The organism is Paenibacillus pabuli, from assembly GCF_039831995.1.
In the GTDB taxonomy this organism is placed as follows: Bacteria; Bacillota; Bacilli; order Paenibacillales; family Paenibacillaceae; genus Paenibacillus; species Paenibacillus pabuli_C.
In genome coordinates, this window is the sequence record NZ_JBDOIO010000003.1 from 2,004,444 (window position 1) to 2,016,497 (window position 12,054).

At 47.7% G+C, this 12,054-nt stretch carries 13 protein-coding genes; 7 read left to right on the forward strand and 6 right to left on the reverse strand.

The window, feature by feature from the left end:
* Positions 1–116: 116 nt before the first annotated feature.
* Positions 117–1,457 carry a multi antimicrobial extrusion protein MatE gene (locus ABGV42_RS10920; RefSeq protein WP_347381677.1) on the forward strand — a complete coding sequence of 447 codons (1,341 nt, stop codon included), beginning with the start codon at positions 117–119 and terminating at the stop codon, positions 1,455–1,457.
* Between the two features lie 40 nt (positions 1,458–1,497).
* Positions 1,498–2,676: an MFS transporter gene (locus tag ABGV42_RS10925; protein ID WP_347381678.1), complete on the forward strand. Its 1,179-nt coding sequence runs from the start codon at positions 1,498–1,500 to the stop codon at positions 2,674–2,676.
* A 126-nt stretch (positions 2,677–2,802) separates the two neighbouring features.
* On the opposite strand, the gene ABGV42_RS10930 is transcribed toward ABGV42_RS10925, so the two are convergent.
* Entirely contained in the window at positions 2,803–3,000 is a 198-nt protein-coding gene (locus tag ABGV42_RS10930; RefSeq protein WP_056700251.1) for a cold shock domain-containing protein, read from the reverse strand.
* Positions 3,001–3,163: 163 nt separating this feature from the next.
* On the opposite strand from ABGV42_RS10930, the gene ABGV42_RS10935 reads away from it, so the two are divergent.
* The 5 genes from ABGV42_RS10935 (at position 3,164) to ABGV42_RS10955 (ending at position 7,233) form a co-directional block, all read left to right on the forward strand.
* Entirely contained in the window at positions 3,164–3,397 is a 234-nt protein-coding gene (locus ABGV42_RS10935; protein ID WP_056700248.1) for a hypothetical protein, read from the forward strand.
* Positions 3,398–3,400: 3 nt separating this feature from the next.
* Positions 3,401–3,586: a hypothetical protein gene (locus ABGV42_RS10940; RefSeq protein ID WP_347381679.1), complete on the forward strand. Its 186-nt coding sequence runs from the start codon at positions 3,401–3,403 to the stop codon at positions 3,584–3,586.
* Between the two features lie 197 nt (positions 3,587–3,783).
* On the forward strand, positions 3,784–5,574 hold the full coding sequence (gene pepF, locus ABGV42_RS10945) for an oligoendopeptidase F (RefSeq protein WP_347381680.1): 1,791 nt from the start codon (positions 3,784–3,786) through the stop codon (positions 5,572–5,574).
* Between the two features lie 136 nt (positions 5,575–5,710).
* On the forward strand, positions 5,711–6,091 hold the full coding sequence (locus ABGV42_RS10950) for a LapA family protein (RefSeq protein ID WP_347381681.1): 381 nt from the start codon (positions 5,711–5,713) through the stop codon (positions 6,089–6,091).
* 101 nt (positions 6,092–6,192) lie between these two features.
* Positions 6,193–7,233, forward strand: coding sequence for a M42 family metallopeptidase (locus tag ABGV42_RS10955; protein ID WP_347381682.1), 1,041 nt, complete (start codon positions 6,193–6,195; stop codon positions 7,231–7,233).
* Positions 7,234–7,340: 107 nt separating this feature from the next.
* Here ABGV42_RS10955 and ABGV42_RS10960 read toward each other — a convergent pair whose 3' ends face one another.
* From ABGV42_RS10960 to ABGV42_RS10980, 5 genes are all read right to left on the reverse strand, one after another.
* Positions 7,341–8,279 (reverse strand): hypothetical protein, encoded by a 939-nt coding sequence (locus tag ABGV42_RS10960; protein WP_347381683.1) that lies wholly within the window; start codon positions 8,277–8,279, stop codon positions 7,341–7,343.
* A gap of 147 nt (positions 8,280–8,426) precedes the next feature.
* Positions 8,427–10,358, reverse strand: coding sequence for an ABC-F family ATP-binding cassette domain-containing protein (locus tag ABGV42_RS10965; protein WP_347381684.1), 1,932 nt, complete (start codon positions 10,356–10,358; stop codon positions 8,427–8,429).
* A gap of 67 nt (positions 10,359–10,425) precedes the next feature.
* On the reverse strand, positions 10,426–11,004 hold the full coding sequence (locus ABGV42_RS10970; protein ID WP_347381685.1) for a TetR/AcrR family transcriptional regulator: 579 nt from the start codon (positions 11,002–11,004) through the stop codon (positions 10,426–10,428).
* 13 nt (positions 11,005–11,017) lie between these two features.
* Positions 11,018–11,827, reverse strand: a complete 810-nt coding sequence (locus tag ABGV42_RS10975) for a DUF92 domain-containing protein (RefSeq protein ID WP_347383206.1) — start codon at positions 11,825–11,827, stop codon at positions 11,018–11,020.
* Positions 11,828–11,910: 83 nt separating this feature from the next.
* Positions 11,911–12,033, reverse strand: coding sequence for a hypothetical protein (locus ABGV42_RS10980; protein ID WP_347381686.1), 123 nt, complete (start codon positions 12,031–12,033; stop codon positions 11,911–11,913).
* Positions 12,034–12,054 lie beyond the last annotated feature (21 nt).

A 12,054-nucleotide genomic window follows, 5' to 3' on the forward strand; every position in this document is an offset into this window, starting at 1 on the left:
TATGAACCCCTTAATTGTACAAATGATCTACCGCATAATCACGGGAAAAAATCGCTTCCGCCAACTAGTCTTTGTGATATACTAAGCATATTTCATCCATTAAAGGAGTCGTTGACATGACGTCAAGTGAGCCTCTCTCGTGGAGACGGTTATTTGCTTTTTTTGTACCGCTCGGCATATCCGCCTCTTTGGTTACCATTTCTCACGTAATTATTAATAGTACACTCGCCAGATCTGCACATCCGGAGACGGTCATTGCCAGCTACGCCATTGCAGGCAGCCTGTTGACACTTACGGAACGCCCCTCCACACTACTGCGGCAGACCTGTTCTGCGCTGGTCCGGGACCGCCTGTCCTTTCAGGCCCTCACTTTTGTCACCAAAATATTTCTTGCCTGCGTACTGCTAATCGGATTCCTCATTGTATACTCTCCCATTGGTACAGTGGTTTTCAAATATCTGTTCGGCGTGAGTCCCGATTTATTGACCAAAGTCATTGATGTCTATGAAATTCTGATGTACGTCAGCATTTTCTCCGTTATTCGCAATATTTATCAGGGCATTATCATTACGAATAACAGGACCAAATGGCTAACTATCGGCATGTTATTCCGTCTTGGCGGCATGTATGGCCTATCCCTGTATTTCATTTATACAGACAGTATAAACAGCGGTCGTGTAGGCGCTATCATCTTTGCGGCAGGCATGATGATCGAAGCGCTGGTCAGCTTTCTTGAAGGAAACAGCATCAAGCGGAGTATGCCAGCCAAGCTGGAGGATCACCCTGTTGAAAATAAAGGAGACGTTTTCCGCTTTTACAAGCCGCTCCTGTTATCCAGTTTTGTCGCCCTGTTCATCGGACCTGTCATTAATATCGTGCTTGGCAAAACGACGGGTATTGCGCTAGCCATCTCGTCTTTTGCCGTAGCCAGCAGTTTGATGCAGCTCATGTTAAGCTTTTTTACCTACATCCATCAAATTGTGCTGAATTTCTATGAAATCGATGCCAAACTGGTGAAGAAATTCGCACTGGTCACCGGGTTTATTCCTTTTGCCATGACTGCAGCCATAGCCTATACCCCTCTGGGTCCCTGGGTGTTGGAAAATGTAATGAGCGTTCAGGGCAACCTGCTGCAGCAAAGCTTGTGGACACTGCGGGCCTTTGTGCTATTTCCGCTGATTTCGCCTTTTCTCGATTTCAGCAACGGGCTGATCCTGCTGCGGGGACAGACCAAAACGATGTTCCGCTCTCAGACGGCCAATGCGATCTGTACCGTTATCGTATTGCTCATCCTGGTCAGCATATTCCCGGCTTGGAACGGCATGATTGGTGCCGTAGCCCAGTCCCTCGGCCTGCTGGCAGAACTCATCATTGTATGGCTTGTCATCCGGCGCACGCAGAAGGAACCTTCCATGACTGCCTTACCGTCCGGGAAGTCACCTTCACTTAAAGGCTAGGCTAGGTAATGAAATGTAATAAAGAATGGAGTCTCTCAACATGAAATTAAGTCACAACGCCCGCCCGGATCAAAACTGGCTGCGGGCACTTATGTTTACGATTTTCGGTTCTACCGTACTGGTAGTATCCTATCTCCAGCTCTACTTCAGTCATTTGGGGTTCAGCCGGGCTGAAATTGGCTACTTGTATGGAATCGGTCCACTTGTCTCCGTATTCTCCAACATGTTCTGGAGCATGGCCAGTGACCGCTATAAAACCGTCCGCAAAGTCATGATCATTCTGCTGGGCGGACAATTAATCACAGGCGTCATGCTCGCCAATGCGACGTCCTTTGGCCAGGTATTTGTCCTGGTGACGTTATTTTACTTTTTCTACTATCCGGTTTACCCGCTTGCCGATACGATGGCGATAACCACCGCAAACAAATACGGTCGAAATTTCACTTCCATTCGGGTTTTCGGCTCCATTGGCTATGCATTTTTTGCATTAAGCATCGGTTATTTTCTCGGTTCTTTTGGACCCGGATGGACGATGTGGCTGTGCATTGCACTTGCGGCCATAACACTTCTGATCGGTTTCAGGCTGCAGGATCAGAATGATCCCTCTGGCAGCACCAGTAAAATGGATCTCTCCGGTCTCTGGGCAATTCTGAAACGCAGGGATGTGCTGAGCTTTTTCGGATGTGTCTTCCTGCTCGCATTGGGACACCGAATGAATGAAGCTTTTCTTACCATCACGTTGAAGGATCTCGGTGCCAGTGAAGGGCTGATCGGTTGGTCTTTGCTCATCTCCTCCGTGAGTGAAATTCCAATATTCCTGCTGCTCAGCAAGTACGGCAATCGGTACAAGGAGCTTCCCCTGCTCACGTTTGCAGCGCTTATGTATACCCTACGTTTATTTCTGATGTCTGTATCGGATACGCCTGCCGCTGTTGTAGCCATTCAAACAATGCATAGCGTTACCTTCGGCATTTTCTACGTAACAGCCGTTCGTTATATTACCCGTCTTGTACCGGATGCGTATCGTGCGACTGGTATGGCCCTGTTCACCATCGTGTGGTCAAGCGCCTCAGGCCTGCTCAGCGGAACCTTTGGTGGGTTGATATTAGATCACGCTGGCAGACACGTCTTCTATCTTACGGCCATGGCATTCTCACTCGCGGCACTCCTTGGATTCATCCTGAAGCTGCTATCCAGCATGACCAATCGCGCACAGTAAGAGCAACACAATCTCTTTAAAAAAAGTGAACACAAAAAAGCACAGTCTCCGAGGGGACTGTGCTTGGGTTCTTTATATTCAGCTAGAAGCCAATCATTTATAAGAAATCCGTTGACCGGAAAAATCTTACAATTTAGTTACGTTAGCTGCTTGAGGACCACGGTTTCCATCAGTGATTTCGAATTCTACCGCTTGACCTTCTTCCAATGTTTTAAAGCCGTCGCCTTGGATTGCGGAGAAATGTACGAATACGTCCTCGCCGCCTTCAACTGAAATAAAGCCATAGCCTTTTTCTGCGTTAAACCATTTAACTGTACCTTTCAAATGAACAACCTCCTAAAAATATCGCCATCTATGGCGAATACCCTTATTATACTGTATGATTTTCCACTTTGCAATTTATCTTTTCAATAAACGCGGAAAAAATTTGCTTTGAACCGTAGGGTACGGTATCATTTTACCAAAACCGTAAGTTTGGAGACTATCTATGATTAAAAAACATGAAATATACAAAACCGACAAGTGGAATATGATGACAGTAGAAGTACAGGGCAAATATCTCGTACTCCGTGAAATTTCCGAGGAATGGGGCGAAGAATGCCATACGTTTCTCAGTCGCCCTGCCTTGATGCACTGGGCTGAGCGCCGTTTTCCAAAAGCCGATTTCGAGAACCGCGAGGATGAATGGCGTCAATTGATGGCTGCTTTCAAAGAGGTGTAATGAATGGCGCTTGACTCAAGCAATGTCGTCATCTTCATTATCCTTGCCTTTTCGCTCGGAGTTGTGCTTATTCTGGGACGCAATTCTATCCCGGATCGACTGCGACGGGGAATGGCTCTAATTGCCACACTGCTTATTTGTTTTGCTTTTTTCCTGATTGTCTATTTCCTGGCCAACCTGGGAGCCTAGTGCTCTCAAATATTTCAACAGGCCCGAGGCCATACTATAGCGGATTGCTCGTATAGTGAGGAGGAAGGCCGTTGAAATATCGAAAATCGTTGTTCGTTATGCTAGTACTCAGTCTGATCCCTTCGTCTCTCTCCGCACAAGCGAGCGAGACGGGAACAGCTTGGTCTATACATCAACTTCATCAAAGGAGGATTCCCATGAGTCAATTGTTGAAACGTTCCGAGGTGCCAACTGAACATACGTGGAAACTCGAAGATTTGTTCGCCGATCAGAAAGCCTGGGATCAGGAATACGAAGAAGTAACGTCACTGACCAAGAAAGCCTCCGAATTTCAAGGCAAGCTGAACAAGCCGGAATCTCTTAAAGCATGCTTTGAACTCGAAGATGAGGTAAGTCTCAAAATTGAACGCCTTTTTGTGTATGCACGCATGCACCAAGATGAAGACACAGCCAATCCTACATACCAAAACCTGTCCCAAAAAGCGCAAAAGCTGAGCGTGCGTGTGGGGGAAGCTCTTTCCTTTGTCACGCCTGAAATTCTCTCCCTGCCAGATGATCAACTGGACGCTTTCATTGCAGATGAGAAGCTGTCTGCGTTCAAGTTTACGCTGGAAGAGATGAAACGTGAAAAGGCGCATGTCCTGAGCAAAACGGAAGAAGCTCTACTTGCACAGGTGGGCAACCTGTCCCAGGCGCCGCAGACCATTTTTAGCATGCTGAACAATGCTGATCTCAAGTTTCCAAAAATCAAGGATGAACACGGCAACGAAGTGGAACTTACCCACGGAAGTTACATTCAATTCCTGGAGAACCCTAATCGCGAAGTTCGCGAACGTGCCTTCAAAGCGGTGTATGAAACGTACGCCAAACAGAAGAACACCATTGCCGCAGCCCTGAATGCCAATGTCACCAAAAACATGTTCTATGCGAATGTTCGCAAGTATCCGTCCGTAATGGAAATGTCCCTGTACGGTGACAACATTCCAACGGATGTGTATACCAACCTGGTGGACACCATTCATGAAAGCCTGCCACTGCTGCACCGTTATATGGATTTGCGCAAAAAATTGCTCGGTGTGGATCAATTGCATATGTATGATCTGTTCGCTCCTCTGGTGGATGAGTATAAAATGGACATCACCTATGAGGAAGCCAAACAGACCGTCAAAGATGGCTTGAAACCGCTGGGCGAAGATTATGCGAAAGCATTGCAGGCTGGATATGATGACCGCTGGATCGATGTATACGAGAACGAAAACAAACGTTCAGGTGCATACAGCTGGGGTGCGTACGGCACACACCCATACGTCTTGCTGAACCATAAAGACAATCTTAACAGCATGTTTACGCTGGCACATGAAATGGGTCACGCTCTGCATTCCTATTATTCGGATACTACCCTTCCGTATCGGGATGCACAGTACACCATTTTCCTGGCAGAGGTTGCCTCCACAACCAACGAGGCGCTGCTGATGGATTACCTGCTTAACAAATCCACGGATCCGAAGGAAAAACTGTATCTGTTGACGTATTATGCAGATCAATTCCGTACGACTGTGTTCCGTCAAACGATGTTTGCAGAATTTGAGAAAATCATTCATGAGCGTGCCGAACAGGGCGAAGCCCTTACGCCGCAGCTGCTGTCTGAAATTTATTACGATCTCAACGTCCAATACCATGGAGACAGCATGGCCGTGGATAAAGATATTGAGATGGAATGGGCACGTATCCCCCATTTCTATAACAGCTTCTACGTTTACAAATACGCAACCGGATTCTCTGCGGCGACGAGCTTCTCCAAACAGATTCTGGAAGAAGGTCAGCCTGCGGTAGACCGTTATCTTGGCTTCCTTAAGAGTGGTGGAAGTGACTACTCCATCAATATTCTGAAAAAAGCAGGCGTGGATATGTCTTCTCCACAGCCAATTCGCGAAGCCATGAGTGTCTTCAAAGAATTGATTGAACAGATGGAACAATTGACCAAATAAAGTTGTCTCTCTGTTCCATACGACCTGCATCCCTTGCCCATTCGGGCAAGGGATTTTATAATCAAGCCCGATGCACAGCGCCTTCTTTGGGTTAATGCATTCGTAGTCCTGAATTGTTCAACAAGGAGGCACCACCATGAAAATGCAATGGACCCTCATCGCTGGTCTTGTTTTTGCACTTCTTACCGGAATCTTCGCTGTCATTAATGTGGATTCCGTGCAGGTTAACCTGCTGTTTAACACTGTTCAAATCCCTCTGATTTTGCTGATTTTAGGCTGTACCCTGATTGGTGGAATCATCGTAGGATCGTATGGCATTTTCCGTCAATATCGATTGCAGCGCGAGAACAAGCAATTGAAATTGCGTGTAACTGAATTGGAAAATACCGCTTCGAGCTATTCGTCACCAGGTTCCAGCACGACGATGGAATCATTCGAAACCACAGTACCGGATCGTATTGCTGAGACGGATTCCATCCAGAGTGGGCGCAAGGGAAATTCTGCAGATTCGTTGTAAGAAGAACAAACAGCCTGCTGGCATAAGGAATGGATGTCCCATTCGACCAGACAGGCTGTATTCTTGTTTTTGAAACATTTATTATGAGGAGGCATCACTATATGAATTTTACAATTAATGAATCCTACGTTCTGGACTTTCTGAAAAAGCTGCTGGATACCCCAAGTCCAAGTGGTTACACACACCACATTATGGATATGATCCGGGAAGAAGCCCAATCATTGAATATTGCATTTGAATTAAATAACAAAGGCGGAGCCGTGCTCACTTTGCCTGGCCAGGATGCCTCCAAAACGATTGGACTCAGTGCACACGTGGATACACTGGGCGCCATGGTACGTTCCATCACATCTTATGGTACCCTCAAGCTGACCTCTATCGGCGGATTCTCCATGCATAGTATTGAAAATGAGTATTGCACGATCCATACCCGTGATGGCAAGACCTACACTGGTACGATTCTCTCCCTGCACCCTTCGGTTCATGTCTACCCTGATGCCCGCACCTTTGAGCGTAATGAAAGCCATATGGAAGTTCGTATTGATGAGGTCGTTTCATCCAAGGAAGATGTTCTTGAACTGGGGATCAGCGTTGGCGACTTTATTTCCTTCGATGCACGTGCGATTATTACGCCAAGCGGTTATATCAAGTCACGTCATCTGGATGACAAAGCCAGTGTAGCTGCCCTTTTCGGCATTTTGGAATCTGCTCATCGGGAAGGCTGGAAGCCTCTACATAACGTCTCTCTGCTTATCTCGAATTACGAAGAAGTTGGACATGGCGCCTCTTATATCCCGTCAGAGATCAGTGAACTGATCGCCGTAGATATGGGTGCAATGGGTGATGATCTCAGTTGTAAAGAAACAGATGTATCCATCTGTGCCAAAGATTCTTCAGGTCCGTATGACTATGACATGACGAGTCGCCTCATTGAACTTGCCAAACAAGCAAATCTCGATTATGTCGTCGATATTTATCCACAATACGGCTCCGATGGCAGTGCCGCCTTGCGAGGTGGAAATAACATTCGCGCTGCACTGATTGGTCCAGGAGTGCATGCTTCCCATTCCATGGAACGCACGCACAAGGATGCCGTTTTGAATACGGCCAGACTGCTCGCTTCTTACATCACAACCAAGTAATCTACCTCTGCATACTTCACGAATATAGAGAGATGCCAGTAACAGCTAACATCGCTGTCTGGCATCTTTTTTTATTCCTATCCTTTTCTCCTAATCGGAAATCCACCCTATTCAGCCTGCTCCACATACTGACGATATTGCTGCTCGATTTGTGTTACTTTCCTCTCATGATCACGGATTTCATTTTTTAAAACATGCAATGTACGACGGACGGTAAGACGGCCATCCTCCACCTGGGATTCGGCTTTTCGGATTTTGTCTTGCACCATCCAGTCCACGAAGAGATTGTCGAAGAAGTAATCTGCAAAGGATAACAAGCCTCCAAGCTCCAGGTCTGCATGCACAGCCATTTTTACATCTTCGAGCTCCTTCTGGAATCGTTTCAGATGTCTTCCCGCTTCAGTTAAGGCAAACTGAGCGTCATCCATGCGGCCGCGTTTGATATGAGTGGATATCATGCCTCCGCCCATCATGTCGTATACTCCCCAATTCCCCGCAGACTTGAGCGCATCCCCGGCACGGTCAAGTGCACTGAGCAGGCGTTCACCTTCACGGTCTGCTTCCTTGAGCTCCTTCATTTCTCCGCGTAAATGTTCCAGATCCTCAGCCAATTGCCTAAGTTCATCATGGTTCGCCAGCAATTGATTTTCCTTTCTACCCCACAACACCTTGTAATCATTCTCCAAGAAGCGATATTTACTTTGCTCATCCAGTTCACGCTGCACTTCTTTCCGCTGCTCATGAATGTCTTTTAACATCTGGCAAGCTGTATCGTACTCAGCCTTACTCTCCATGAGCTCCAGTTCTTCCTTCTCCAGCCGTTCCTGCTTTTTGCCAATTAAGTTATAGAAAAATGCCGATAAGGTCATGCCATTCAGCCGGTCCACATCATTCTGCTCCTTCTGGAGATGCTCCAGGCGCCGCTGCACTTTCGCTTGCCACTCGGCTTCTTCCTGGTTCAATTTCTCCAGGCGATTGTTCCATTTCTCGTAAATTCTCCCCTTTTCCTTGAGCACAGCCAGTTGTTCATTCAATTCTTTATACATAAATGTGGTGTTCTCTCCTTTCACTGGAATTATTTCCTTACCCATTACAACGTAATGGATATGGCTAACGTTTCATATAAAAAAACGCCATCCTTCAAAACAAGGCGTTAAGCCCCATTTTAAAAGATGACGATTTGTACTTTGCGATTAGGATTTGCTTTTCTCAATCTGCTCTGCAAGCTCGTTCAGGAAGGTCCAACGTTCCATCAGTTCTTCCAGATGACGCTCGGCTTCAGCCTGCTCTGCCATGAGCTCCTGCAGACGGGCTGAATCACTGAAGGCTTCCTCCATCGCCGTATTAATCCGCGCAAGGTTGGCCTCCGCTTTCTCAATATTCTCGTCGATCTGATCATACTCCCGTTGTTCCTTGAAGCTGAATTTCAGCTTCGGCTTGGCCGTGGACGCAGCAGGTTTAACCTCATCCGTTCCAACCTTTTTCGGAGCTGGGCCGGTATCACCCACCTGAGCAGCTCCCGGCGCATTCTTCAGCATCCATTCCGCGTACTCACTGTAGTCGCCTACATGTACCCGGATGGCTCCATTGCCCTCAAAGGCCAGCACTTTATCCACCGTACGGTCCAGGAAGTAGCGATCATGGGACACAACGAAAACAACGCCCGGAAAGTCATCCAGGTAATCTTCAAGTACCGCCAGCGTCTGAATATCCAGATCGTTGGTTGGCTCATCCAGCAGCAATACATTGGGCGCAGCCATCAGTACACGCAGCAAGTATAGACGACGTTTCTCTCCACCTGACAGCCGGGAGATTGGCGTCCACTGCGACGCAGGAGTAAAGAGAAACCGCTCCAGCATCTGGGCTGCCGTGATCAGGGACCCATCCGCCGTCCGTACATTCTCGGCCACTTCCTTGATATATTCAATGACACGCAGAGATTCGTTCATCTCCTGATGCTCTTGCGTGAAATAGCCCAAATTAACGGTTGGACCGAGAACGACTTCTCCAGCATCCGGTTCCAATTTGCCTGAGATCAGCTGCAGCAGAGTTGATTTACCACTGCCATTTGGACCAACGATACCTACCCGGTCACCAGGTACGGCAATATAGTTCAGGTCCTCGATTAATTTGCGATCACCTACGGATTTGGACAAGTGCTCAATCTCCAGAATCTTTTTACCCAAACGAGTAGAGCCTACCGAAACCTCCAATGAGCCAGAGCGATTAGGCCCCTGCTGATCCTTAAGCTGTTCGAAACGGTCAATCCTCGCTTTTTGCTTCGTGGTCCGTGCCTTGGCTCCGCGACGAATCCAGGCAAGCTCTGTACGGAGCAGATTTTGCCGTTTTTGCTCGGAGGCTGATTCGCGCTCTTCCCGCTCTGCCTTGAGTTCAAGGAAGCGGGTGTAGTTTGCTTCATAACGGAACAAACGTCCATGGTCCAGCTCCAGCATGACATTCGCCACACGATCCAGGAAGTAGCGATCATGCGTAATCATGAGGAGCGCACCGCGACGTTTTTGCAAATATTGCTCCAGCCAAACGACGGAATCATTATCGATATGGTTCGTAGGCTCATCCAGAATGAGAAGCTCGCAGGGATGAATTAGTGCAGACGCTAAAGCCACCCTCTTGCGTTGTCCCCCGGACAATGTTCCCATTAGCGCGTCAAATTGACGGATACCCAGTTTGGACAGAATGCTCTTGGCTTCACTTTCCATCTGCCAGATCTGAAGCTGCTCCATCTGCTGGTTTAGACGCAATAACCGCTCTTGCAAGGCAGGATCGGATGGATTCAGTTCCAACAATTCCATCGTCTCCGTATATTCACGCACTGTTTTCATCTCTGGGCCGTCGCCCTCGAATACTTGCTGCAGCACGGTATTATCAGGATTAAACTCCGGATTCTGTGCCAAAAACTGAATACGGACATCATTACCGATGGCAATCTGCCCTTCATCAGCCGGTTCCATACCTGCAATAACACGCAGAAACGTGGACTTTCCCGTTCCGTTTACGCCAACGACGCCGATCTTGTCCTGATCCCCCATGCCAAACGAGGCGTCCTTGAACAATATTTTTTCGCCATAGCTTTTTGAAATTTGCTCTACCGTCATTATGTTCATTGCTCGTTACCCACTTCTCTGTAAATTGAGATTCAACAGTCTCTTGATTCCTTGTACCTGATAATGCTTATACTTGTAAAAAAGAACGACACCCATCCAGAAACAGGGCCGCTGCAAAAGCAATTCGTTTATTCAGATCTTCCTCATTGAACTCCGGATTCAGCATGATATCCATCTTCAATCGATCCAAAATCCCGATATAGGCTTCCGCCAAAAGCACAGGCTCAGGTACACTTGCACTTTTCAGCACCTCACATACCATGCTCATGTACTCATTCATAAAGGCCTTCATGAATTTCATCAGATCCGGATCGTTGTTGGGTGCCATAAAAAACAGCTTCGTATGATTGCGCCGCTCGTAATAATAAGTCAGGTGCGTCTTGGCAATAGCGCCAAGCTTGTCACCTGTGTTCTCCTGCGATTTCAGAGCATAATCAAGCCTGCTGATAAAACTGTTACAGTCCCGCTTGGAAACGGCGACGAATAGTTGTTCCTTGCTTTTGAAATATAAATAAATGGTGCCTTTTGCAATGCCAGCTTCCTCAGCAATATCGGACATTTTCGTCTCATAAAATCCTTTTGATCCAAAAATACCATAAGCTGCATCCAAAATAGCCTCCGACTTGTCTCCCTGAACAGTGCTCACTTGCACTCCCTCCCTACAGCGCCAAAATGTTACCCAAACCGATAGCCAGACATCCTCCGATCACCGAACTCAGCACATTGACCAGATCGTTGCTCATCCATGTCCTGCCCCGCGCACGAACCGTCTTGTGTCCACAGTGTTCACTAACCTCAACTTCACGGCCGCATTCGGTGCAGCGATACATCAGCTGAACTGTTGCTCCAAGGTAGGAGTCGGCAAATGCTCCAGCCAGTCCACCTACAAGACCAACACACGTCCAGCTCAGAAGTCCCAATGTCTCAAAGTCTGCGATCCAAGAAAAGAAAAATGCCCCTGCCCCAATTAATGCTCCGCCTACTGCCGCCGCTGTTGTCCCAAGTAACGACACGCCACCCGAGGCGCCTGGGGTCAGTACCTTCCAAGTCACCACGGAACGTGGCGGCTTGCGGCTTAGGCTACCGAGTTCGGTTGCCCACGTATCAGATGTTACGGTTGCCATTACACCAATGAAAGCATAGATCCAGGCCGGGTGTGGAACGATCCAGTATCCCAAACATAGAATCATGCCCATCCCGCCATTGGCAAACACTTGCCCAGCATCCCGATTGCCTGTCTTGGCATACGATTTCTCAAGCTCCTGCTTGCGTTCCTTGCGATATTTGGACAACAGCGTTGAAGTGATGAAAAACAACAACAGTGTGCCAAACCAAAACAGATTGCCTGCCCCGTAATAGATCGTACCCATCAACACAGCTGCCAGGCAACCAGACAGGGTTAGTGACTTCTTCGCGTAGGCTGCACCCGCCACAATCAAAGCGCATACGGCGCCGATAATCCAGTCCATAATCTCTCCTGCATGTGGCAGCATCTATGGTCCACATGACGTTTATTATATTTTTGAAATTCAATTATACCACGGTTTGAGCCTTATGCCGAAACTCCCGTTGCAGGCATGGCAAAAACCTGATTCAGCAGCTTGGAAAGCTGCGAACCAGGTTTGCTGGATGAGATATAAACGAGCAAAAGCTGCCTTTTTGCAATAAGCATCACGTTGTCCGCTCCCGTACAGTG

Bases quoted from the DNA above. Each gene is read 5' to 3' on its own strand.
- ABGV42_RS10935 (WP_056700248.1), top strand. From the start codon at position 3,164: ATGATTAAAAAACATGAAATATACAAAACCGACAAGTGGAATATGATG.
- pepF (WP_347381680.1), top strand. From the start codon at position 3,784: ATGAGTCAATTGTTGAAACGTTCCGAGGTGCCAACTGAACATACGTGG.
- ABGV42_RS10965 (WP_347381684.1), bottom strand. From the start codon at position 10,358: ATGAACATAATGACGGTAGAGCAAATTTCAAAAAGCTATGGCGAAAAA.
- ABGV42_RS10940 (WP_347381679.1), top strand. From the start codon at position 3,401: ATGGCGCTTGACTCAAGCAATGTCGTCATCTTCATTATCCTTGCCTTT.
- ABGV42_RS10955 (WP_347381682.1), top strand. From the start codon at position 6,193: ATGAATTTTACAATTAATGAATCCTACGTTCTGGACTTTCTGAAAAAG.
- ABGV42_RS10925 (WP_347381678.1), top strand. From the start codon at position 1,498: ATGAAATTAAGTCACAACGCCCGCCCGGATCAAAACTGGCTGCGGGCA.
- ABGV42_RS10975 (WP_347383206.1), bottom strand. From the start codon at position 11,827: ATGGACTGGATTATCGGCGCCGTATGCGCTTTGATTGTGGCGGGTGCA.
- ABGV42_RS10950 (WP_347381681.1), top strand. From the start codon at position 5,711: ATGAAAATGCAATGGACCCTCATCGCTGGTCTTGTTTTTGCACTTCTT.
- ABGV42_RS10960 (WP_347381683.1), bottom strand. From the start codon at position 8,279: ATGTATAAAGAATTGAATGAACAACTGGCTGTGCTCAAGGAAAAGGGG.
- ABGV42_RS10920 (WP_347381677.1), top strand. From the start codon at position 117: ATGACGTCAAGTGAGCCTCTCTCGTGGAGACGGTTATTTGCTTTTTTT.